Source organism: Bradyrhizobium sp. ma5, from assembly GCF_042258955.1.
In the GTDB taxonomy this organism is placed as follows: Bacteria; Pseudomonadota; Alphaproteobacteria; order Rhizobiales; family Xanthobacteraceae; genus Bradyrhizobium.
Genome location: NZ_CP170156.1, coordinates 670,076 through 692,846 on the forward strand (window position 1 = coordinate 670,076; position 22,771 = coordinate 692,846).

The 22,771-nt window shown below is 64.3% G+C and carries 22 protein-coding genes; 6 read left to right on the forward strand and 16 right to left on the reverse strand.

Annotation, left to right across the window (positions count from 1 at the left end; all coding sequences use genetic code 11):
• Window positions 1-34: 34 nt before the first annotated feature.
• On the reverse strand, window positions 35-1,396 hold the full coding sequence (locus ACE103_RS03070; protein ID WP_375778285.1) for a prenyltransferase: 1,362 nt from the start codon (window positions 1,394-1,396) through the stop codon (window positions 35-37).
• 75 nt (window positions 1,397-1,471) lie between these two features.
• Window positions 1,472-2,185: a DNA repair protein RadC gene (gene radC, locus ACE103_RS03075; protein WP_375778286.1), complete on the reverse strand. Its 714-nt coding sequence runs from the start codon at window positions 2,183-2,185 to the stop codon at window positions 1,472-1,474.
• A gap of 119 nt (window positions 2,186-2,304) precedes the next feature.
• Between radC and ACE103_RS03080 the strand changes: the two genes are divergently transcribed.
• Window positions 2,305-3,024, forward strand: a complete 720-nt coding sequence (locus ACE103_RS03080; RefSeq protein WP_375778287.1) for a DNA-3-methyladenine glycosylase I — start codon at window positions 2,305-2,307, stop codon at window positions 3,022-3,024.
• A gap of 15 nt (window positions 3,025-3,039) precedes the next feature.
• On the opposite strand, the gene map is transcribed toward ACE103_RS03080, so the two are convergent.
• Complete coding sequence (map, locus tag ACE103_RS03085) at window positions 3,040-3,864, reverse strand: type I methionyl aminopeptidase (protein WP_092122802.1); 825 nt, start codon at window positions 3,862-3,864, stop codon at window positions 3,040-3,042.
• 168 nt (window positions 3,865-4,032) lie between these two features.
• Window positions 4,033-5,349, reverse strand: a complete 1,317-nt coding sequence (locus ACE103_RS03090) for a mechanosensitive ion channel family protein (protein ID WP_375778288.1) — start codon at window positions 5,347-5,349, stop codon at window positions 4,033-4,035.
• A gap of 239 nt (window positions 5,350-5,588) precedes the next feature.
• On the opposite strand from ACE103_RS03090, the gene ACE103_RS03095 reads away from it, so the two are divergent.
• Window positions 5,589-7,382 (forward strand): potassium/proton antiporter, encoded by a 1,794-nt coding sequence (locus ACE103_RS03095; RefSeq protein WP_223974838.1) that lies wholly within the window; start codon window positions 5,589-5,591, stop codon window positions 7,380-7,382.
• Between the two features lie 147 nt (window positions 7,383-7,529).
• Here ACE103_RS03095 and ACE103_RS03100 read toward each other — a convergent pair whose 3' ends face one another.
• The 6 genes from ACE103_RS03100 to mepA form a co-directional block, all read right to left on the reverse strand.
• Window positions 7,530-8,699: a hypothetical protein gene (locus ACE103_RS03100; protein WP_375778289.1), complete on the reverse strand. Its 1,170-nt coding sequence runs from the start codon at window positions 8,697-8,699 to the stop codon at window positions 7,530-7,532.
• Between the two features lie 92 nt (window positions 8,700-8,791).
• The gene (modC, locus tag ACE103_RS03105) at window positions 8,792-9,463 is read right to left on the reverse strand and encodes a molybdenum ABC transporter ATP-binding protein (protein WP_375778290.1); all 672 of its coding nucleotides are present in this window, start codon (window positions 9,461-9,463) and stop codon (window positions 8,792-8,794) included.
• A gap of 2 nt (window positions 9,464-9,465) precedes the next feature.
• Complete coding sequence (gene modB, locus ACE103_RS03110; protein ID WP_375778291.1) at window positions 9,466-10,161, reverse strand: molybdate ABC transporter permease subunit; 696 nt, start codon at window positions 10,159-10,161, stop codon at window positions 9,466-9,468.
• A gap of 2 nt (window positions 10,162-10,163) precedes the next feature.
• Window positions 10,164-10,949 (reverse strand): molybdate ABC transporter substrate-binding protein, encoded by a 786-nt coding sequence (gene modA, locus ACE103_RS03115; RefSeq protein WP_375780993.1) that lies wholly within the window; start codon window positions 10,947-10,949, stop codon window positions 10,164-10,166.
• A 206-nt stretch (window positions 10,950-11,155) separates the two neighbouring features.
• Window positions 11,156-11,665, reverse strand: a complete 510-nt coding sequence (locus ACE103_RS03120; RefSeq protein WP_375778292.1) for a hypothetical protein — start codon at window positions 11,663-11,665, stop codon at window positions 11,156-11,158.
• A 202-nt stretch (window positions 11,666-11,867) separates the two neighbouring features.
• A complete protein-coding gene (mepA, locus tag ACE103_RS03125; protein WP_375778293.1) occupies window positions 11,868-12,815 on the reverse strand; it encodes a penicillin-insensitive murein endopeptidase in 948 nt (315 codons plus the stop codon).
• 343 nt (window positions 12,816-13,158) lie between these two features.
• Between mepA and ACE103_RS03130 the strand changes: the two genes are divergently transcribed.
• On the forward strand, window positions 13,159-13,491 hold the full coding sequence (locus tag ACE103_RS03130) for a GNAT family N-acetyltransferase (RefSeq protein WP_375778294.1): 333 nt from the start codon (window positions 13,159-13,161) through the stop codon (window positions 13,489-13,491).
• 352 nt (window positions 13,492-13,843) lie between these two features.
• A complete protein-coding gene (locus tag ACE103_RS03135; protein WP_375780994.1) occupies window positions 13,844-16,033 on the forward strand; it encodes a putative bifunctional diguanylate cyclase/phosphodiesterase in 2,190 nt (729 codons plus the stop codon).
• A 342-nt stretch (window positions 16,034-16,375) separates the two neighbouring features.
• On the opposite strand, the gene ACE103_RS03140 is transcribed toward ACE103_RS03135, so the two are convergent.
• The 6 genes from ACE103_RS03140 to ACE103_RS03165 all read right to left on the reverse strand — a co-directional run bounded on the left by ACE103_RS03140 (window position 16,376) and on the right by ACE103_RS03165 (window position 21,442).
• Window positions 16,376-16,669, reverse strand: a complete 294-nt coding sequence (locus ACE103_RS03140; RefSeq protein WP_375778295.1) for an HdeA/HdeB family chaperone — start codon at window positions 16,667-16,669, stop codon at window positions 16,376-16,378.
• Between the two features lie 25 nt (window positions 16,670-16,694).
• Window positions 16,695-16,979 (reverse strand): HdeA/HdeB family chaperone, encoded by a 285-nt coding sequence (locus ACE103_RS03145; RefSeq protein WP_375778296.1) that lies wholly within the window; start codon window positions 16,977-16,979, stop codon window positions 16,695-16,697.
• Window positions 16,980-17,276: 297 nt separating this feature from the next.
• On the reverse strand, window positions 17,277-17,933 hold the full coding sequence (locus ACE103_RS03150) for a DUF2865 domain-containing protein (protein ID WP_375780995.1): 657 nt from the start codon (window positions 17,931-17,933) through the stop codon (window positions 17,277-17,279).
• Window positions 17,934-18,210: 277 nt separating this feature from the next.
• On the reverse strand, window positions 18,211-18,591 hold the full coding sequence (locus tag ACE103_RS03155; protein WP_223974851.1) for a hypothetical protein: 381 nt from the start codon (window positions 18,589-18,591) through the stop codon (window positions 18,211-18,213).
• Between the two features lie 357 nt (window positions 18,592-18,948).
• On the reverse strand, window positions 18,949-19,404 hold the full coding sequence (locus ACE103_RS03160) for a DUF1801 domain-containing protein (RefSeq protein ID WP_375778297.1): 456 nt from the start codon (window positions 19,402-19,404) through the stop codon (window positions 18,949-18,951).
• A gap of 70 nt (window positions 19,405-19,474) precedes the next feature.
• Window positions 19,475-21,442, reverse strand: coding sequence for a methyl-accepting chemotaxis protein (locus ACE103_RS03165; RefSeq protein WP_375778298.1), 1,968 nt, complete (start codon window positions 21,440-21,442; stop codon window positions 19,475-19,477).
• 392 nt (window positions 21,443-21,834) lie between these two features.
• Here ACE103_RS03165 and ACE103_RS03170 point away from each other — a divergent pair, with 392 nt between their 5' ends.
• Together ACE103_RS03170 and ACE103_RS03175 are read left to right on the forward strand one after the other, a co-directional pair.
• Window positions 21,835-22,359, forward strand: coding sequence for a DUF2867 domain-containing protein (locus tag ACE103_RS03170; protein ID WP_375778299.1), 525 nt, complete (start codon window positions 21,835-21,837; stop codon window positions 22,357-22,359).
• 188 nt (window positions 22,360-22,547) lie between these two features.
• Entirely contained in the window at window positions 22,548-22,763 is a 216-nt protein-coding gene (locus tag ACE103_RS03175; RefSeq protein ID WP_375778300.1) for a hypothetical protein, read from the forward strand.
• Window positions 22,764-22,771 lie beyond the last annotated feature (8 nt).

Genomic DNA, 22,771 nt, shown 5'->3' on the forward strand with positions numbered 1-22,771 from the left:
AACCCGCATGCCCATTCTTGCCAAGACCATCGCACTAATTGCCCGTCAGCATTGCAAACCGCCGGCGGTCGATCCGCTCGCGCGCCGATTGTCCCGCTGCGGCGCAAAGGTCGGGTGCATAAAGCTGGCAGCTTCCGCGTTCTGCGATCGCCTTGTCGATCATGTCCAGAAGCTGCGCAGGCGCGATGTCGGGAGACGCGGCAATGCGGCCGGCGACGACGTGCTTTTCCATTGTCTCGTGCTCAGCGTGATCGAGATCGGGGTTGCGCCAGCAATTCGCGCACATGATCTTGAGGCTGTCCGAGTGCGAATAGATCACGGCGTCCCCGTCCAGCTCTTCGCTGATGCCGGCCAATTGCCGCGCCGTCTCCTGCGTGCCCGCGAAAGCGAAGAACTGGTAATTCCGGCGCAGCAGCGTTGCCAGATGCGGGAAGACCGGTATCTGCTGCTCGCCATAGGTGTGATGCGTAATCGGGGCGCCGTCCATGAGGATGACATCGCCATAGTCGACGCCGAGATCGCCGTACAGCACGCTGCGGATAATGCCATGGCACGGAGACAACCGTTCGATCCAGACCGTTTCCTCCTCGCCTGGGTCATCACGATCTGCCGTCCGCTCAGCGAGCGGACGCGCGGCAAGCCTCACCTTGCAACCCGGATATCCACCCTCCGGCAACCCAAAGCGTCCATGCTCGATTTTCTGCTCCATGCGCTTCCACACGCCCAACGCGGTCTCGGCATCCCGAGCGCCCGTAGCGCAGATGCCGAGATTCCATTCGGTGCTGTCGACAGCCTCTTCTGACAGGCTTGCAGCGGCCCGGTTCGCCGCCACGCCTTCCGCGAACCTGCCGCGCGTCTTGTAGAAGAGGCCCAGATTGTAATGATGTGTGCTCCTTTGCGGATCGATGTCGATCAGTCTCCGAAGACTGGCCTCGGCGATCGCATCGTGCTGGCGCGCCGTCATTCGCGCCGCGGTAGCGAGCCCGCGAATGATCTGCTCCTGCTCAGGCCGCCCTTCATTGACTTTGGACAAGCGGTCCAGCTTAGCGACCATCGTCTGAAATATCGGGTGCTCCGGCGGCGGCGCATTCAGATCATCGATGTCGCGGACGGCTTCGAGGCACAGGCCGAGCCCCGAGAGGATAGCTACGTCGTCATCGTGGGCGTCGGCGATCTCTACAAGGATGTCGGCCGCCTCCTCCCTCGTGAGGCTTCGTTCGTCGACAATCCATAACAACGCCATCGCCGCCTCAGGCTGGTGGCGCTGGGCCTTTCGTAAGGGTTGGATCTTCTGCGATGCAGCCTGCGTGCGGCCCGCCTGTCCTTCTGCAACGGCGTCACGTGCAATCGTGTCGATCTCGCTGAAAGAGAGAACCGCGCTGGGACCATTCGACATGATCATCTCCGTGGAGGCGCCTCGGCATGGGCAAGCATCGGCGAAGGTGGTGTGACGCATCTCAACGCTGCGAGACTACATCAATTTCATGCCTTTCAGGCTGGTATGCCCGTTCTTGCCGACGATGATGTGATCATGCACGGCGATCCCGAGCGGCTTTGCGATGTCGACGATGGCTTTCGTCATCTGGATGTCGGCCTGCGACGGGGTCGGGTCGCCGGACGGATGATTGTGCACGAGGATCAGCGCGGTGGCGGACAATTCCAGCGCGCGCTTGATCACCTCGCGGGGATAGACCGGGGTGTGATCGACGGTGCCGGTCTGCTGCACCTCGTCGGCGATCAGCTGGTTGCGCTTGTCGAGGAACAGCAGGCGGAATTGCTCCTTGTCGGCGAACGCCATGCCGCTGCGGCAATAGTCGATGACGTCGTTCCAGGACGACAGCGCGATGCTACGCTTGATCTCGCCCTTGGCGATCCGGTCCGCGGCCGCGGCGAGCAGCTTGAGCTGGTTGATCGAGGCGTCCTTGACGCCTTCGACCTCGCGCAGCCGCGCCGGCGACGCGTGCACGACCTCGGCCAACGAACCGAACTTCTTCAACAGCGCCTTCGCCAACGGCTTGGTGTCGCGGCGCGGGATCGCGGCGAACAGCGCCATCTCGAGGAGCTCATAGTCGGTCAGCGCGTCCGGCCCGGCGGCGTAGAAGCGCTCGCGTAGCCGTTCGCGATGGCCGTGATAATGCGGCGTCTCGTCGGTGTCGTCGTTGCTGGCGTCGGGTCTGGCGGGCATCGGCCACAACCATGCCGTGCCTGCCGCGTTTTGCAAGGGGCGATGCAACGTCCCGGTTTGCCACGACGCGACGGGCGAATTACCGTTGCCTGCAACGAGATCGAAAAGGGGAGGGCGGCGTGACGTCATTCAAGGTGATCCGCTCGCGCGCCGAGAAACGCAAGGGCGGGCCGAAGGCGCTCGAGAAACTGCTGCCGTCGCCGGCAGGCGCCAAGGCGCTGGCAAAGCTCGGCGACGACCGCGTACTGGCCGAGATGACCAGGCGCGTGTTCTGCGCGGGCTTTGCCTGGAGCGTGATCGACGCGAAATGGGAGGGCTTCGAGGACGCCTTCCTCGGCTTTCAGCCCGCCAAGCTCGCCTTCAAGCCCGACGAATATTGGGAGAAGCTGACCAGCGACACCAGGATCGTGCGCAACGGCGCCAAGATCATGTCGGTGCGCGACAATGGCCGCTTCGTCCAGGAGATCGCGCGCGAGCACGGCAGCTTCGGCAAATTCCTCGCAGCCTGGCCGTCAGTGGACGAGATCGGTCTCCTGGACCTCCTGGTCAAACGCGGCAGCCGGCTCGGCGGCAACACCGGGCAGATGCTGCTGCGCTTTCTCGGCTGGGACGGTTTCGTCACCTCGCGCGACGTCGTCGCCTGCCTGCGTGATGCCGGGCTCGACATAGCCGAGGAGGTCAAGTCGAAGCGCGATCTCGCCAAGGTGCAGGCGCAGTTCAACGCCTGGGCAGAGGAGACCGGGCTGTCCTATCTGCATCTGTCGCGGATCTGCGCGATGTCGATCGGCGAGAACCACACGCCCGAGGAGATCGTCGAGCGCACGCGGAGCGACTATTGACCTTGTCGAGGGCGCTTACACCTGAACCCACGGCTTCTCGCCGTGGCGCTCGGACAGCGTGAAGATCTCGACGCCGTCGGCGGTGACGCCGACCGAGTGCTCGAACTGTGCCGACAGCGAGCGGTCGCGGGTCACCGCGGTCCAGCCATCGGACAGGATCTTCACATGCGGCTTGCCGAGATTGATCATCGGCTCGATGGTGAAGAACATGCCGGGCTTCAGCGGCGCGCCTTCGCCGGGGCGGCCGATATGGATGATGTTCGGCTCGTCGTGAAACAGGCGGCCGAGGCCGTGGCCGCAGAAGTCGCGCACCACGCTCATGCCCTGCGGTTCGACGAAGCTCTGGATGGCGTGGCCGATATCGCCGGTGGTGGCGCCGGGCTTGACGGCGGCAATGCCGCGCATCATCGCCTCATACGTCACCTCGATCAGCCGCTCGGCCTTTCGCGCGATGGCGCCGATCGCATACATGCGGCTGGAATCGCCGTACCAGCCGTCGACGATGAAGGTGACGTCGACATTGACGATGTCGCCCTCCTTCAGCGGGCGGTCGCCCGGCATGCCGTGGCAGACCACGTGATTGATCGAGGTGCAGGTCGAGTAGCGGTAGCCGCGATACATCAGCGTCGCCGGATAGGCGCCGTGGTCGAAGGCGAACTTGCGGACGAAGTCGTCGATGACCGAGGTCGGGACGCCCGGCTTGACGATGTCGGTGAGCGCATCGAGGCATTTCGACACCAGGGCGCCTGCCTTGCGCATGCCGGCAAAGCCGCTCGGTCCGTGCAGCTTGATCTGGCCGGTCTTGCGAAGGGAGGTGTCGGTAGCGTCGATATAGCTCATGGGCGGGATGTTTCTGCGGGCAAGGGGCTGATTTCAGGCCCTAATTTAATGATCGGCGCGCCCGGCGCAAGCCAAGCTTGGGCATGGGGACAATGCTCAAACGGCTTGATTTTCCGGCCAAATCCGGAACAGCGGCGGCCGCTCGCCCGAAAAAGCCGTGCGGAGGCGCTAGCTGGATACCTCGACCACGCTCTCGACCGGCAGCACGCCGCCGCGGATGCGGAGTTCCCGCACCGGGTAAGGCACCTTGATGCCGTCCTGCTTGAAGGCGTCCCACAGCGACAGCATGACGTCGCTCTTCACGCCGTCCATGCCGTCGGGATCGGCGATCCAGAAGGTCAGCGAGAACTTCATGCCGAGCTCGGCGAATTCGGTCAGGATGCAGTTCGGCGGCTTGCCCTTAAGTGCGCGAGCGTGGGCCGTCGCGGTATTGATCGCGAGCTTGCAGACCAGCCTCGGATCGGCGTCGTAATTGGCGGCGAAGGCGATCTTCACCAGCGTATTCTTGTCGGTGTAGGTCCAATTGGTGACCTTCTGCGTCACCAGGTCCTCGTTCGGGATCAGGAACTCGCGGCCGTCGCCGGCGGCGACCGAGATGTAGCGGGTCTTCATCGCGCTGATGCGGCCCTGGCTGTCGCCGATGGTGACGAGGTCGCCCGGCTTCACCGACTTGTCGACCAGCAGGATGATGCCCGAGATGAAGTTGGCGACGATCTTCTGCAGGCCGAAACCGATGCCGACGCCGACTGCGCCGGACAGCACCGCAAGCGCCGACAGGTTGATCCCGACGGCGCTCAAGGCAATGGCGACCGCGATCACCATCAGGCCGATCCGAATGATCTTGACCAGCAACACCTGGATCGACGGGGTCAGGTCGGTCGAGCGGGTGATCTGGCCGTCGATGAAATTGCTGGCGATATTGCTCAGCCACAGCGCCAGGATCAGCACCGCGCCGGCCTTGATCAGCAGCAGCGGGCTCAGCCGCAGACCGCCCACGATGACCGCGAACGAATCCAGCGTATCGGCCGCCCAGTCGAGCTGGCCGATGATGCTCAGCGCCGCGACCACCCAGGCCGCGATCGAGACCAGTTTGACGATGAAGGCGTTGTCGATCACCGAGGTCACGAGGCGGATCACGAGCCAGGCCAGCGCCAGCTTGGCGGAGACCGCGATCAAATAGCTGCGGCTCGGCCAGGTCGCGTGCCACATCACGATGCGCGAGATCACCATCAACACCGCGAACACCGCGGTCGAGGCGCTCGATACCATCACGCGGGCAAAGTGCCGGAGCGGCAGCGGCCAACGGCTCGCCAGCGACGACATGTTGACCCGCGCATGAATGGCGGTATCGGCGGCGTAGGCGAGGCCCGCGGCGGCGAGGATGATGCCGAACTGCAGATAGAACCAGGGCGAGGCGATCTCGGCGCCGACCGAGCGCGCTGCCATCTGGATCGATTCCAGGACGTCCTTCCAGCTCATGTCCATCGGCAAAATCTCAACTCGAAGCGCGGGTCAGGCGAATGTGATTCGAAGGTGCAGCCAGAATCCCACAAAGGCGCGCACGCGACCATCGATACACCACAGTGTGGAGGCGACCTAGGGGTGAGTAGACCGGGCACATTGCCGCTCAGGACAGAAATTGGTTGGCGTCCCAGTGTCGCGACGATAAGGATGCAATTGCAAGTATTTGAGACCTCCCAAGTCCTTGAGACCTCCAAAGGCGCATGGCATCCCTCGACTCCGTCAGTATAGCGATCCTGCTCGGTGCGGTGCTGGTGATGGCCGGCATCCTGTCCAGCCTGCTGGCGCTGCGGTTCGGCGCCCCCTTGCTGCTGGTGTTCTTGCTGGTCGGCATGCTGGCGGGCGATTCCGGCCCCGGCCGGCTGCAGTTCGACGACGTCCGCACCACCTATCTGGTCGGCTCGGTGGCGCTGGCGCTGATCCTGTTCGACGGTGGATTGAAGACGCGCTTTGCCAGCATCCGCACGGTGCTGGCACCCTCGATGATGCTGGCGACCGCGGGCGTGCTGCTGACCGCGCTGATCACGGCGCCGGTCGCCCGCTATGTGCTCGACCTCAATTGGACCGAGTCGCTTTTAGTGGGCGCCGTCGTGGCCTCGACCGACGCCGCGGCGGTGTTCCTGCTGGTGCACACCCAGGGCCTGCGCCTGCGCCCGCGCGTCGGCGCGACGCTGGAGGCGGAGTCCGGCACCAACGACCCGTTCGCGATCTTCCTCACCTTGATGCTGGTCGAGTTCATCTCGATCGGCCAGAGCTCGGCCGCGCACATCGCGATGGAGTTCATCCAGGAAGCCGTGCTCGGCGCCATCATCGGGGTGATCGGCGGCCGGCTGGTGGTGATCGCGCTGAATCGCGTCGCGCTGCCACAGGGCCTGCATGCGCCGTTCGTCACGACCGCAGCGCTGGTGATCTTCGGCGGCTCGCAGATCGTGCATGCCTCGGGATTCCTTGCGGTCTATCTCGCCGGTATCATCATCGGCAACCGGCCGACCCGCGCGCATAATTCGGTAGTGACCTTCCTCGACGCTGCGACTTGGCTGGCCCAGATCGTGATGTTCGTGCTGCTCGGCCTGCTGGTGTCGCCGCATCGCCTGCTCTCCAGCGCCGGCGGCGCGGTGCTGGTGGCGTTCGCGCTGATGCTGGTGGCGCGGCCGCTGGCGGTATTGATCTGTCTTGCGCCGTTCAAGTTCAACTGGCGCGAGAAGGTCTTCATCGCCTGGACCGGCTTGCGCGGCGCGGTGGCGATTTTCCTCGCCTCGATCCCGATGCTGGTCGGCCTGTCGAAGGCCTATCTCTATTTCGACGTCGCCTTCGTCGTCGTCATCATCTCGCTGCTGTTGCAGGGCTGGACGCTGGGGCCGGCGGCGCGGCGGCTGCACGTCGCACTGCCGCGCGCCGAACGCGGCCCGCGCCGCGTCGAACTGGATCTACCCGGCCAGCTCGAGCAGCAGCTGGTCGGGTATCCGGTGCGGCCGAAGAGCCTGTATTTCCGCCGTGGCCTGATCCCGTCGTGGTCGAAGCCGACGCTGGTGATCCGTGACGAGCGGATCCTGACGCCGGTCGAGGCCGATCCGGTCGCGCCCGGCGACTACATCTATCTGCTTGCGCCGCCGGAGCGCGCCGAGGCGCTCGACCGCTTCTTCGTCGACATGGCGCCGTCGTCAGCGCCCGATCCGCATCTGCTCGGCGACTTCATGGTGTCGGGCGAGCATACGCTCGGCGAGCTCGCCGAGATCTACGGCGTCAAGGTCGACGAGCACCAGGCCAAGCTGACGCTGGCGGATTTTTTCGACGTCAATCTCGACCGCGCGCCGAAGGAAGGTGCCGAGCTCGCGCTCGACGAGATCGTGCTGGTGGCGCGCAGCATCAGCGGCGGCCGCGTCAATGTCGTCGGACTGCGCCTGCCGGAGGAAGAGGAGGAGGTCGCACCGCAGACGCGGATGCAGACCGTCCGGCGCAAGCTCGCCGATATCTGGGCGTCGGTCGCCGGCGTCTGAGAGGCAGTGAAGCTTTCAGCGCCGTCATTGCGAGGAGCGATAGCGACGAAGCAATCCATCCTTCCGTTTTGCGGAGCTATGGATTGCTTCGCTTCGCTCGCAATGACGAGGATAGGACCATGCGCTCCGTCATTCTGAGCCGCGCCGTCACTGCTTGCGCAGGAAGCTCGAATCCGGGGCGAACTTCTTGATCATGTCCGACAGGCCGTCATCGGCCGGCGGGCCCTTGGACGCAGCGTCCGGCGTGGGCTCGTCCTTGAACTTCTGGCCGGATATCTCGGCCAGCGCCGCAAGCAGCGTCTCGTCGAGATTATCGGCCGGTGTCTTTGCAGGCGGTGTCTTTGCTGGCGGCGCGTCGGGTGGGGTGACGGCGCGGATATCCGGCTCGCGCTTTGGCGGCGGCTCTGGCACTGGCATGGATGCGTCCGCCCGTCTGGCGGCGGCCTCGCTGATGGCGGTAATCAACGATGCTTCGAGGTCAGCGGGCGTCTCTGCCGGCAACGGCGGCGGCGCGGCGGGCTTCGCGTCCCGGGGGGCGCGGCCGAACAGCGGCTCCCGCTGGCTCGCTGTCGACGGCCGGCTGTCGGTGGCCTTGCCAGGCTCCTTGCCCGGCCCCTTGGCAGGCTTGAAGAGACCCGCGCGTTCGGCGGCGACCCTGGCGGAAGCCTCCTCGACCGTGGCGAGCAGGGACGCTCCCAGCGCATCGGCGGGATTGCTCGGCGCAGTCGCCGGCCTGCCGGCAGGGCCGGCCACCTGCCTTGGCTCCGGCCGGAACGGCAGCGGCGGTGGCTGCGATGCTTCGACCGTCGCGAGTGGCGGGGCCGGCTGGCCGTCGCGGGCGCGCGCGATGATGCCGTCGACGATCGCGCCCAAGCGGCTCTTGTCGGGGGCGGCGAGATAGCTAGCCGCGAGCTCATCGACATATTGCGGACCGTAATCGGCCAGCACCTTGGCAAGCTGGGCGAGGTCGGGATCGCTCTCGACCAGCCGGCGCCAAGCCTGCCGGTCATACTGCCGGTCATAGGGCGCGTCACCGTTCTTGTCGGGCCACGCCACCCGGCGCGGCTGGCGCTGCGGTCCGGTGTCCTGGCCAGTGACGGGGTCGAGGGTCGGCGGCTGTAGCCCGGCACTGAGACGCGGCGGGGTAAATCCTCCAGCCCCGGCCGGCACGGCGTCATCACCGGGGCGTCGGCGGCGCTCGGCGACCTGCAGCGAGATCAGGCCGACGCCCATCAGCAGGAAGCCTAGGGCGGCCCACGAAATCGTGGCGCACAGCAGCCCGCCGATCAGCAGCAATACCCAGCCAGTCAGTCGCAAAGTGCACCTTTCCCCATGCCCCATCGGATGTCCCGATCCGGGCTAGCAGACAAGATGGGCTATCTTATGCCGACTTTCGGAAAAACGGCCAGCTACGCACCGCCCGTCAACACCTTAACACCGCCGAATGCGGTGACCTGGCCGCGGCGCAGCATCACGATCTGGGTGGCAAGCTGGCGAAGCTCGGCCGCGTCGTGGCTGACATAGACCATCGGGACGCCGGCCTCGTCGCGCAGCCGCACCAGATAGGGCAGGATCTCGAGCTTGCGGCTCTCGTCGAGCGCGCCCAGCGGCTCATCCAGCAGCAACAGCCGCGGCTTGGACAGCAGCGCCCGGCCGAGCGCGACGCGCTGCCGCTCGCCGCCGGAGAGCTTTCCGGGGCGGCGGTCGAGTAGGGCGCCGATGTCGAGCAGATCGACGACGCGTTTGTCTTGCGCAGGATCTTCCGTGAGGCCGTTCATGCGGCGGCCGTAATCGAGGTTCTGCCTGATATCGAGATGCGGAAACAGCCGCGCATCCTGGAACACGTAGCCGATGCGGCGGCGATATGTCGGGATGTGAATGCCGGCCGCGGTGTCGTCGACCGTCTCGCCGTCGATCACGATGGTGCCGCGATCGGGACGCACCAGCCCGGCGATGGTGTTGATCAGCGACGTCTTGCCGGAGCCGGACGCGCCGAACAAGCCGGTGACGCGGCCCTCGCTGGTGAACGCGGCCGTGAGTGAGAACTCTCCGAGCTGCTTGGTGATGTCGACGCGCAGCATCGCTATTGTCCGTGCAGGCGCGCGGTGGCGCGGCGCGCGAACACTTCGGCGGCGATCAGCGCACCGACCGCGAGCACGACCGAGATGATCACGAGCCGCGCCGCGGCAGTGTCGCCGTCGGGCGTCTGGATAAGCGAGTAGATCGCCGATGAAATGGTCTGGGTCTCGCCGGGGATATTGGAGACGAAGGTGATGGTCGCGCCGAACTCGCCGATCGCCTTGGCAAAGCCGAGTACCATGCCGGCCAACACGCCCGGCAGCGCGAGCGGCAGCGTCACGGTTGCGAACACCCGCCAGGGCGCGGCGCCGAGCGTCTCGGCGGCCTGTTCGAGGCGGCGGTCGACCGCCTCGATCGAAAGCCGGATCGGGCGCACGAGCAGCGGAAACGACATCACGCCGCAGGCGAGTGCCGCGCCGGTCCAGCGGAATGCGAACACGATGCCGAGGTGATCGGCCAGCCAGCCGCCGACCAGGCCGCGCTTGCCGAAGGTCAGCAGCAGCAGATAGCCGGTGACGACCGGCGGCAGCACCAGCGGCAGATGCACGGCGGCATCGAGCAGCGACTTGCCCCAGAAATCGCGTCGCGCCAGCAGCCAGGCGAGCGCGATCCCGAACGGGGTCGCCACCAGCGTTGCAATGACGGCGACCCGCAGCGACAGCAGGATCGCCGTCCATTCGGTCGGCGAGATATCAAACACGCTCAGGTCGTCGGGCTGATCAGGAACTTGAAGCCGTATTTCTCGAGGATCGTCTTCGCCGCCGACGAGCGCAGGAAGGCGAGATAGTCAGCGGTCTCGGGCTTGGCGGTCGTGGTCGCCGCAACCGGATAGATGATCGCGGGGTGGGTGTCGGCCGGGAAGGTGCCGACGATCTTGACACCCGGCTCGACTTTGGCGTCGGTCGAATAGACGATGCCGAGCACGGCTTCGCCGCGCGCCACCAGCGTCAATGCCGCGCGCACGCTCTCGGCCATCGCGAATTTCGGCTCCGCCGCCTGCCAGGCGCCGAGCTTCTCGAGCGCGGCCTTGGCGTATTTGCCGACCGGCACTGCCTTGACGTCGCCGGTGGCGATCTTGCCGTCACCGGCGAGCTTGGCGAGATCGAAGCCGGGACCGATGTTGACATTGCTGATCATGGAATCCTTCGGCGCGATCAGCACGATCGAATTGCCGAGCAGGTTCACCCGCGTCGGCTCATTGATGTTCTTCTGCTTGATCGCGTAGTCCATCCAGTCGGTGTCGGCCGAGACGAACACGTCGGCCGGCGCGCCCTGCTCGATCTGTTTTGCCAATGCCGAGCTCGCGGCGTAGCTGGCGCTGATCTTGACGCCGGTCTTGGCGGTATAGGCCGCATCGATCTCGTCGAGCGCGTTCTTCATCGAGGCGGCGGCAAAGACGGTGAGCGTCTTGTCTTCGGCGCGCGCGGGCGAATGGATCGCGCCGAGCAGGATGACGAAGGCAGTGAAAAGTCCGGCAAGCCTTGAAATCGAAAGTCGTGACATGGAAAGCGCTCCGTGCGAGCTCGCGCACGAACAGGCGCGCGCAAACCAGGCGTTGGGTGGGTTCTGGGCGCGACGGACGGAAGCGCTGTTCCGCTGGTCCCCGAAGGACTTACGGTCCTCGGGGATATCGCACTGCAAACATAGCAGGCTGGGACTTACGGTAAAGGCGACCGTTTGTCTAACGGCGCGTGCTATTCATCCGACGGCTGGATCGCGACCGACAGCGAGTTCTCTTTGGAGCCGCTGACCTGCAGCACGAAGGGGCTGGCAGCGAGGTCATATTTCATGGTCTTGCGGATACCGTCGCAATCGGTGGCGCCGCTGAAGGCCTTCGGCTTCAGGAAGTGCCCGTCCTGCACCAGGTCGACCCAGGCGCCGGCCGACAGGCTGACGGTATAGAGCCCGGCCTTCGGTGTGGCCTTGAAGCTGGTGAAGCCGGCAAAGGTGCCGTCTTTCGGTGCGCGCTCCGGCGGGCTCGGCAGTTTGGCGTCGGCGGGGGCCACCAGCGCCAGTGTGATGGCGGTCGACGGTACTGCCGTCTGCTCACTGCCCGAGGCCAGCTTGGCGCGATCGGGCGCGGTGAGCGCGGCGCGTGCGCGGTCGATCGACCATTTGAACTTGTCGCAGCCACTCGGCTCTTCCGCCGCGAAGGCGGGAACTGAGACAAGCAGGAGCGATGCGGCGAGGAGGGATTTGCGCATGACTGGTCCAATGCAATTGTGACGGATAAAAGAGATCAGCGGCCCCGATCCATCGCTCGAACGCGCTTACGGCGCGACGACGCGGGATCATAACGCAGTTCGAGCCGGCTGGAAAAGCCGCCTGACAAAGATGTTATTGCCTTGGCCTCTTGCTTTCGCATGATCTTTTCGGAAAGCCGCTTCGCACTTTTCCGGATCATGCTTATTGCTTGGCGTCGGCTGCGTTCAGCACCGTTTTGCACTCTGCCGGCATCTGCGCCAGCGTCATCGGCGGGCGCGGTTTCGGCGGCTTCGGCGGAGGCTTCGGATGCAGCACCGAGTCCTTGAACCAATAGGCAAGATCGGACGGCTTGCAGCCTTCGCCCTCCGATTGCGGCTTCTGCCCCTCGCATGCGGGGCTGCCGGACGGACACCGCATGCGGATGTGGAAGTGGTAGTCGTGGCCCCACCACGGCCGGATCTTCGACAGCCAGCTGCGGTCGCCCTTGGCCTGGCGGCATAGCGCTTTCTTGATCGCAGGATTGACGAAGATGCGCTGCACGGCAGGCTCGCGCGCGGCGTCGCGGATGACCAGCACATGACTGGGCGTGAACACGCGCGGATCGATATCGAGCCGGTCGTCCCGCACCATCATCACCGCCGACATCTCCTCGCGATCCTCCCGCGACAATTTGCGATCCGGCATCGGCGTCAGCCAGACGTCGGCGTCGAGCCCGATCTGGTGGCTGGCGTGACCGGAGAGCGCGGGGCCGCCGCGCGGCTGGCCGATGTCGCCGACCAGGATGCCGGGCCAGCCGGCGTCCTCGTGCGCGCCGGCCGCAAGCCGCTTCAGCAGCGCGATCATGTCGGGGTGGCCCCAATAGCGGTTGCGCGACAGGCGCATCACCTGCCAGGTGTCGCCGTTCAGCGGCATCTGCGCGGCGCCGGCGAGACAACCCTTGGTATAGCCGCCGATCGATTGGGTCGGCAGCGCCGCCGGCAGCACCTTGCGCGCGAACAGCTGCTTCGCCCCGATCGTTGGATCGTTAGGGTTGGCGAGCGGCGGCAATGGCTGCGGATTGAGCGAACCCTTGTCCTGCGCACGCGCGGAGATGGTGCAGGCGAGGAGGGTGGAGATCAGGAGCGGGATCAGACGCAGGCGGGGTGTCATTCGGATCACTCTGTCTGCGCAAGGCTAACATGGATTCGACGCAGGCGAACCGCGCTTTCATCCCATTTGCTTGATCGCCCACAAGGCGGATCGACCTTGCAAGACGCGCGCCTTGCAGCAATGCGTATCGGTGGCCAGACGGACCGATCTGTTGTAACTCCTCTGGCTTTCGCTAGCGCCATAGTGGGAGAATGTAATGCCGATTGGCACAGGTTCGGTTCGAGTGCGAGAGGCAACCCAATCGGACCGCGACTTTCTTCTCGCATTGTCTCCTCGTCTCTCAGGCGTCCCCGGTCCCGCGTGGCATGGCTTGGAAGCGATGGAACAGTTTCAAGACCGGTACATGGCCGCCACCGTGAATCAGGCCGTCGAACACTCTCGGACACTCATCGCCGTGTCGGACGATGATGTGCGGTTGGGCTACATCCATATGCGGCCCGGAAAGGATGGCGTAACCGACGAGGTATGTGGCTATGTCGCGATCCTGGCCCTTACCGAACAGGCCGAGGGGCAGGGCATCGCCAAATTGCTGATGAGCCATGGCGAGGATTGGGCACGCGAAATGCAGTATCCGTTTCTCAGTCTCGATGTGTTCGCCGACAATCGACGCGCGGTTGATTTTTATGAGCGCGGTGGTTTTCGTTCGGAGACGATCCGCATGGTCAAGCCGCTATAACCCGCAATCGGAAGTCCTCCCGTCATTGCACGTGCTGCCTTAACCCTGCGATAACCCTGTCACGCGCTGACAAACATTCGCGCGCTTGAGCCGCATCCGGCGCGTTCATTGTGCAGTGGTGCGCCGATTTACGCTTTCTTCACCACGCTCCGGCGGGTCCACGCCGCAAATCTGCGCTGTTCGCCGCGTGCGCACCGCAAGCTAATCGCATCCGGCGTGAGCTCGCCTGCAAAGCGGGCAGCTACGGCTTTCTCAGGCAGCGCAGCTATTCGCCGAGAGATACCAATTTTTCAGACACTTATCGCAGAAATGTCACCGAACTGGAATGCGCGTGGGGCGTGCAATAGCGATGATGCGGCCGAAGAAGATCAAGAAGCCGAAGCAGGCCAAACTGTCAGGTCCAGGGGGCCGCCGGGTGAGGCCGATGCCGAAGGTGTCCGGCAGTTCGCGCCGCACCGCCGTCGAGATCGGCGAACTGGTGCGCCAGCGCGCGCAGGCCGATGCCGCGATCGTCGAGGCCCGCAGGTCCAATGCGCGGCTGCGCGAGGCGATCGACATCCTGCCGCAAGGCATCGTGTTCCTGGACCCCGAGGGCCGCTACACCCTCTGGAACAAGAAATACTCGGAAATCTACAAGCGCAGTTCCGACCTATTCGAGCACGGCGCGCGCCTGGAAGACACCATCCGCATCGGCGTCGCGCGCGGCGATTATCCCGAGGCCGCCGGGCGCGAGGAAGAGTGGATCGCCGAGCGGCTCGAGAGGATGTATCAGCCGGGCGAGCGGCACGAGCAGGTGCTGGCCGATGGCCGCGTGGTGCTGATCGAGGAGCGGCTGACCTCGGATGGCGGCATCGTCGGCCTGCGTGTCGACATCACCGAACTGAAGCAGCGCGAGGCGTCGTTCCGCCTGCTGTTCGACGGCAACCCGGTGCCGATGATCCTGTGCGCGCTCGACGGCGAGAAAATTCTCGCGGTCAACGACGCGGCGATCGCGCATTACGGCTATGTCCGCGCCGAATTCGAGAGGATGACGATCAAGAGCCTGCAGGCGTTCGATGCCGAGCTGCCCTGGGCCGCCGGCCGCAGCAGCGACGAGCAGGCGGCGCGGACCTGGAAACATGTGCGCGCTGACGGCACGCTGATCGACCTTGCGATCTATTCGCGCCAGCTGATGCATGGCGACCAGCCGGCGATGCTGCTCGCGCTGATGGACATCACCGAGCGCAAGCGCGCCGAGGCGCGGCTGGCCTTCATGGCCCAGCACGACAGCCTGACCGGCCTGCCGAACCGCAATCTGCTGCGCCAGCAGATGGAAGACATGCTGCAGCACACCCGCCGCTCGACCGACAAGGTCGCAGTGCTGATGCTCGGGCTCGACAATTTCAAGGCGGTCAATGACACGCTCGGCCACGGCATCGGCGACAAGCTGTTGCGCGGGGTCGCCAAGCGCCTGCGCTCGACGCTGCGCGAGGAAGACGCGCTGGCCCGGCTCAACTCCGACGAATTCACCATCGTGCAGGGCGGCGTGATGCGGCCCGAGGATGCGGTGCTGCTGGCGCGGCGGATCCTGGATGCGATCGGCGAGCCCTATCTGCTCGATGGCCATTCGGTGGTGGTCGGCGCCAGCATCGGGATCGCGATGTCGCCCGGCGACGGCGAGGATTCCGAAAAGCTCTTGAAGAGCGCCGACATGGCATTGTCGCGCGCCAAGAGCGAATTCCGCGGCACCTTTTCCTTCTTCGAAGCCGAGATGGATGCGCGGGCGCAGAGCCGCCGCAAGATCGAGATCGATCTGCGCGATGCAATCCAGAATGAGGGCCTGCGGCCCTACTACCAGCCGCTGGTCGATCTCACCAGCGGACGCATCACGGGCTTCGAGGCCTTGGTGCGCTGGCCGCATCCGGAGCGCGGCATGATCTCGCCCGGCGAGTTCATCCCGGTGGCCGAGGAGACCGGCCTGATCAATCCGCTCGGCTCCCTGATGCTGCATCGCGCCTGCATGGACGCGGCGCAATGGCCCGACGACGTCCGCGTCGCGGTCAATCTGTCGCCGCTGCAATTCCGCACCGGCAACCTGCTGGCGTTGATCACCGACGCCTTGCGGCAATCCGGCCTGCCGGCGCGACGGCTCGAGCTCGAGATCACCGAGACGCTGCTGCTCGAGAAGAGCAGCCAGGTGCTCGCGACGCTGCATGCGCTGCGCGCGCTCGGGGTGCGGATGTCGATGGACGATTTCGGCACCGGCTATTCGAGCCTGAGCTATCTGCGCAGCTTTCCGTTCGACAAGATCAAGATCGACCAGTCGTTCGTGCGCGACCTCGGCGCGAACCCGGACGCGCAGGCGATCGTGCGTTCGATCGTCAGTCTCGGCGTGGGGCTCGGCGTCACCATCACCGCGGAGGGTGTCGAGACCGAGGCGGAGCTGAGCTGCCTGCGCGCCGAGGGCTGCCACGAAGGCCAGGGCTTTCTGTTCAGCCGCGCGCGGCCGAACGCCGAAGTCGTCAGCCTGCTGAAGGCGCAGCGCGTCGCCACGGCGGCGTAGCGAAGCCGCCTTCACCGCGTCATTGCGAGCCACCCGGTCGGCGCGAAGCGCTGCCGGATGACAGGCTCCGCGACGCAATCCGTCCAGGGCGTCTACTCATAAAAGCCGGTACGCGCGTGCGCGGGAATGGCGAGGTCCTGGTTGCCTCAAAAGCAGACATCGACGATGCGCGAGTGAATGTCGCAAAGGGCCAAAAGGAGACTTACTGAACCGACGCACGGTTATGCGCGCAACGATAAGGAGGCGGTTGCGCAGTTTCCGGTGGTCCGTTCAACTCTCGGTCGAGGCGTGGCAATGTTGCCAGCTAAGGCTCCGGCGGCGGCATCCGTCGGGGTCCAAAATCTAGCTGGCGCTTTTTTGAATGGCGGTCGGCAGCGTGTCGGATTTGTGCTTTTTGCAATAGGCGGCAACTTTTTCCGAATTGTTTTGCAAGCGGTCGTAGTCCAAGACATTATTCTTTGCGGCCGCGCTATAGTAGCCGCTCATGAAATACCTTACGAAATCCCGGTCTGCTGAACCGTATCCTAGCCAATTTCCACAAGTGATCTTGTTCATGTCCAGCTTGATCTGAGCCGAGGTCGGCGCTGAGGCCGCGCCTATCAGAATCGCAGAAGCGACAAGAGTCCTGCATCTCATAACGATCCTCCAAACTCCCGGGCCGTCAATTTTTGCCTACCGATTGTTGCAAGCCATACATGACGCTTTCCGCCGGATGGTATTGGCACCATGCCTTTACGTTGGCGATATTTTGTTGATGCAAAGCAAGATCCACAAAAGTCCTGCTGTTCTGATAACTAAACCAGCCGCTCATCCAGGCAGAAAATTTATCCGACTGTGACTGCGGCATAGCGAGATATTGGCTACATATGATCTTGCCCATATCAATGGTTACCTGCGCATTCGCAACGATTGGAACTATCGAGACAGCAAACGTCAGACTGGTCAATCTACATCTCATCGGGGTCGTCCTTGATGCTGATATACCCGGGATCGTGGAGAGGGCTGCGGCCACATGGACGCAAGGAAGTGGAGTCTCGTGCCCGCTCATGTTGATCTAGGTCAACAGAAGTCCGCTTGGGGTCAAAGGCGGCCCATGGCGATCAAGCCGGGCGGCATCCGCTCTGCCCAAATTAGCTGACGTGCTGACGGACGGGTAAAACTTCGGCCTTGGGCCAACACCGGAAGAAGCTTCGCAAGATGTGATCGTCGGACAGTGACTGCAACATCAATCCGCATCTACGCGCTAGTCGCGTGCGGGCACCGGCTTCGGCGTGATGGTCGCTGCCGGAAGCGGCGTGCGAGTCAACTCGGAAGACGCTAACGGCGTGAAATCCGGGTTCTGGTCGTTGCCGACCCGTATGCCGGAATAGGCAACGAGCCCGTCAGCGGTAGCGACCGCGTCGCCCGAGCGTAACGACCCGTCCATCGCGAGATCGATTGACGCAAGACCGGCGGGATTGTGGCCGTTGCAGGTGCAATCGGCGCGCAGCGCCTTCCGATAGGCAAAGGCGTTTTCGCTATCGGCGTATCGTTCGCCGGTTGCGGCATAGGCTCTGTCGATGCTGGAGCCAAAGAAAACTTTGGTCGGGCTTGCCGGGCAGAAGGCTTGGCACATCTGCGCCGGCGAGGCCGCGCCGCGCATCAGCGGAAAATATTTGCCGTCGCAACTGCGCACGCAGAAGGCAGGTCCCGCGCTTACGACGACCGGCCGCGGCGGTGGTGATTGCGGATTGTTGTTGAAAGACGAGGTCTGCTGCTGTTGCTTCTGGCCGCCACCGAAAAAGAAATCAAGCAAGCCTTCAGCGGCACTCATTTCCGGCGCCAGCGCCACGGGGCCAACGATGGCGCCAGCAACAAACATGCGGCGCAGCTTGCGCTGAAAGGACAGTTCGGTACGCATCGCTTGCTCCACCGGACGCAACGAACTCTCTGCACTAAGTGTGCTCGTGGCAATCGTGGATACGAAACGCGCTCTAAGCTGGGCGAAGGAGGGGAAAGAAATAGGCGAGTGAGCATGGCAAGCGCCACATTTCGGCCGTTATGGGACGCCGTCGGAGCCGTGGTCCCCCGGAGCTTGCGGCGCATTGAAATCGACCGAATTCCGGTTCGGGTCAAAGCACGACATCAAAGCGCTTCACAGACCTATCCGCCTCACCCCGGAAAGCGGATTGAGTTGATCAGGTCACGCAACGGCCGGGCTGCAGGAGCCTTGCGACTTCCGTGAGCGCGCTGACCATGGGCTCGCAGGCGACTGTTGGCTTACGGCTCTGATTCCACAGCGGCGTCTTGGTGATGCGGACTTGCGCAAATGGAATACGGATTAGGACCGAGGTATCGGCTTGATCGTCCAAGCGCAGAGAAACCGTTTTCGTCTGGACTGCGAACGGCTTGGGGGCAGCAAGATGATCTGCCTTGCCGACGCGATTGACGATGTGCCTTGGCTGTTCAGAGGCCGCCTGCCAGCGGTCTCCGAGGTCGTGACCTGAAGCGAATTGCACGGCGCCGATCGTCAATGCGGTCGCGAGAGCGCCTAAAAAAGCTTTGCGAATCTGTGACATGGCCCCGCTCCCCGCCCCACGGCGATCGTTGTTCTTTATGCAGTTCCACTTTGCTCATCGCTTCCAACGCTATTTTTAAACGTCCGACTGTTTCAGCATGCCTTCGTGAAGGCCGGAAAATGGTTTCATCCCGGAAGATTTTGTTTCGTCCCCCCGAACACTGCTCGGTGGCGGCTACTTCAGAGCGGCGATCGTTGGCTGAGGTCCGCAACGGGTCACAAGGCGACACCCCGCGGTCTGGACCGCATGTCCGCTTACCCCTCGAAAGCGGACATCCCGGAATGATGAATACGCGCCCTAGCCTCACGCGCGGTGAGATGGATTGCTTCGTCGCTCGCTGCCCGCAATGACGTGGAGCTAGGCCCTGCTATCTGTCGTCTGTTTCTTCAAATGATAGGTCAGCGCCAGCGCCACGCAGTGGCGCAGCGCGGGCTCCGGAAGCTTGGCCGCGACATCGAGCAGGATCGCGCGGTTGCCGCTGTAGCTGAGCTCGGGATAGAGCTCGCGGAAGGTCTCGACCAGATTGGTCTGGCAGTGGAAGTAGACCGCGACCTGGTCGGTGGCGGGCTTCACCTGATCGATCCGGACCGTGCTGCCGCTGCCGGTCTCCGGCGTGAGATAGCTCGGCTGCCCCCATTTCAGCGTCTCTTCCAGCGAGCCGACGCCCCTGGTTGCCTTCGCGGTCTCAAAGATCAGGCGCCGCAGCGCCAGCAGCTTGGCCTTGACGGGAGCAGGATATGCGTCGAACAGCGCGTCGGTCGATTTTGCAGACGGTCGTGTCGCCTTGCTGGTCGCTCTTGCCGGCTTGCGCATGGTGGGCTCCGCGAGGAGAACGTGTCGCTTCTGTCTACCATAGCGCCTTGAACGTCACATAGCCCGCCGCTCAGGCCGCGTTGCGCAGGCCGGAGAGGAAGGTGTCGACGCTGTGCGACAGCGCGGAGGCGTGATCGCCGAGCTGGCCGGACGTATCCAGCACATTGCCGGTGAGGGCCCGGGACTGGCCGGCGGCCTCGCTCGCGCCCGCGATATTGGCGGAGACCTCGACCGTCCCGGAGGACGCCTGCTGCACGCTGCGGGCGATCTCGCGCGTCGCCGAGTCCTGCTGCTCGACGGCGGCCGCGATCGCGGTCGCGATACCCGAGATCTCGCGGATGGTGCCGCTGATGTCGCCGATCGCGCTGACGCAATTGCCGGTGGCGGACTGGATCGCGCCGACCTGGCCGGCGATCTCCTCGGTCGCCTTCGCGGTCTGGCTTGCCAGCCCCTTCACCTCGGCGGCGACCACGGCAAAGCCGCGGCCGGCCTCGCCGGCGCGCGCCGCCTCGATGGTGGCGTTGAGCGCCAGCAGATTGGTCTGGCTGGCGATCGCGCTGATCAGGCGCAGCACGTCGCCGATCTTCTCGGCGGATGCGGCGAGGCTCGTCACCATCTCGGTGGTCTCCATCGCCTTGGCCACGGCATTGTCGGCGACGCGGCTGGAATGGGTGACCTGGCGGCCGATCTCGGTGATCGAGGACGCCAGCTCTTCGGTGGCGGCTGCGACCGCATTGACGCTGGCCGACGCCTCCTCGGACGCGGCGGCGGCCGCCGCGGTCCGTTCGGAGGTGCCGTTGACGCTGGTGGTGATCTCGCCCGCGACGCGCTGCATGGCGCTCGACGATTGCGCGACGGCGGCGACCATGCCCTTGACGTCGGATTCGAAGCGGTCGGCCATCTGCCGCTGCAGCGCCTGCTTGTCGGCCGCAGCCTTCACCTTGTCGGCCTCCTGCGCATCGCGCAGCGAAGAGGTTTCGAGCATGCCGCGGCGGAACACGTCGACGGCCTTGGCCATCGTGCCGAGTTCGTCGCGTCGCTCGCTGCCGGGGATGGTGACGCTGGTGTCGCCGCTGGACAGGCGGTTCATGACCGCGGTGATCGCGGTGAGCGGCCGTGACAGGCCGCGGCCGAGCAGGAACGCGAGCAACACGGCCGCGGCCAGGATCGCGACCGTGCCGAGGATCAGATTGCGCTGCGCGCTCGCCGCGGCGGCCTCATAATCGCTGGTGTCCTTGATGATCTCGAGCACGGCGACCGGCTCGCCGGCATAGTTCTTGATCTGCCCGAGATAGAGCTCCACCGCATGGCCATCGAGCTTGGCGTCGCGCAGCAGGGCTGCGCCGTTCATCACGCCCTTGAGCTCGTCCTGGGTCGCGACCACATTGTCGCCGAAGGTCGAGGACAGCCGCTTGAAGCTCTGGCCGTCGAACGAATGCACGGCGAGGTCGATGCCGAAGCGCTTCTTGGCGCGGTCGACGAATTCCTTGCCGAAGGCGGCGCCGACATCGACATTGGCCAACGCCTTGCCGTCATGCATGACCGGGGTCATGCCGAAGATCGAAAGCGCTTCGCGGCCGGGCTCGACGCCGACGATCGGCTTGCCGGCCCTGATCGATTCCACCACCGTCGTCCGCCGCGTGGAGGCGTCGTCGCCGAACAGTTTTGGCGCGTGGACCCGGTAGAAGCTCGTCGCCGGCGCCTGCCAGAACGAGATCAGCGGGATGCCTTGCGCCTTCATCGCGGCCCAAGGGGCATTGAGCAGCTTGCCGAGGCCGTCGCGGTCGCCTTTGGCGATCGCGTCTTCGACCGGCGGCAGGGCGGCGATCACGGCCGAGACCGCCAGCGCGGCGCGGCCTTCGTATTCGATCGCTGCAATCACGCTGTCATATTGCAGCTTGAGCTGCTGATCGAGCGCGAGCCGCGTCAGCGTGCGCTGCTGGCTGATGCAGAAGCTGCCGAGGATGGCGCAGGCGATTGCAACGGTCAGCGAAATCGCCAGGATCAGGCGGGCGGCAATCGATCGAAGCTTGAACATGGTACCAGCGGAACTCCAGGCATTAGCGCCAGCCGGAAAGTCTCAGAAAAAGCTTAACAACCGGGTGTTGCACCGCCGAAAATTCGTACCGTGACTATTGTCGCCGGTGCCTACTTTCGTACCATGCGGCCAAATCGAGATGAGGTGAGCTGAATCAGTCGGGCCGCAGACTCGCTTCCCCTCTCCCGATGCGGCGGGTGGGGGCTCTCCACGATGGGAATCGCGGCGATACCCCCAAACCCGGCTCTCCCCGCTTGAGACCCCGCGCCAATCGCCGTAAAGTTGAAGACCTGCAGATCAGCGACAAGTTGCGAGCTCAGCGTCGGGAAACTACTCGCGTCTGAAACTGAGAATGGCTCTTCCGATCGGCCCGTTGAACAGGTGACATCGTCATGAGCATGGGTTTAGACCACAAGCCGCAGGTACGCCGGACGACGCCGCCGTCGGAAAGTGTCGTTGCGAGCTGGTACGAGAGCGCCAGTTTGCTCGACAGCTACAGCATCGACTTGGGTGCATCGGAGCAGTCGAGCATGCGCGAGCTGGCGACGCGGACGCTCGTCAATCCACCCGCGTGGCAAAAGGCGTTGATCGCGCTGCGCGACGCCATGGTGACGCCCTTCGGCATCAAAACCTCCGATACGGTCAGGACGGCCCCGGACAGCCATGAACGGGTGGACTTCTTCCCGGTGCACTGGGAGGGCAAGGACGAAATTGTGCTCGGTACGGATGACCGACACCTGGACTTTCGGCTATCTCTGCTCCGACGCCATTCTCCAACAGGCACGTTGCTCATCGCGACAACCGTTGTGCATACCCACAATGCCCTGGGCTTCACCTATCTCAACGCGATCAGGCCTTTTCATCACCTCGTGGTCAGGGCCAACCTGGCGCGCTGTGCACAAACACAACTGCAGTAGAGCTGCAGAAACCTCGAATTTCGAACGAGCACGGCGGCGCGCGAACCGCCCGGTGCTTCTTCTCACACAGTCCGGAAGCCTCTGGGTTCGGTCGTGATCGACGGCTTTTGACCCGAAGCGGACCGCGTATCGTTTGCGCGAAATGATGGCTCTTAAGGCAAATCGCTGAACCAGCTTGGGAGAGTACGATGTCCGGCGAACTCGACATGCACGGAGACCTGATTGATCCCGCCGAGCGATATCAAGATTTCATGCTTCAGATCTACGACCTTTGGGCTCTGGCCGAAAAGTACGGTTACTCAAAAGATGCGCGCGGCATCCTCGACCAAGCCCGCTTGTCCTTTATGGAGGAATATGAAGCGCGCCATCCTGGCTTCGGCAAAGGCCGAGCGATCTGGAGATAGACCCTCAT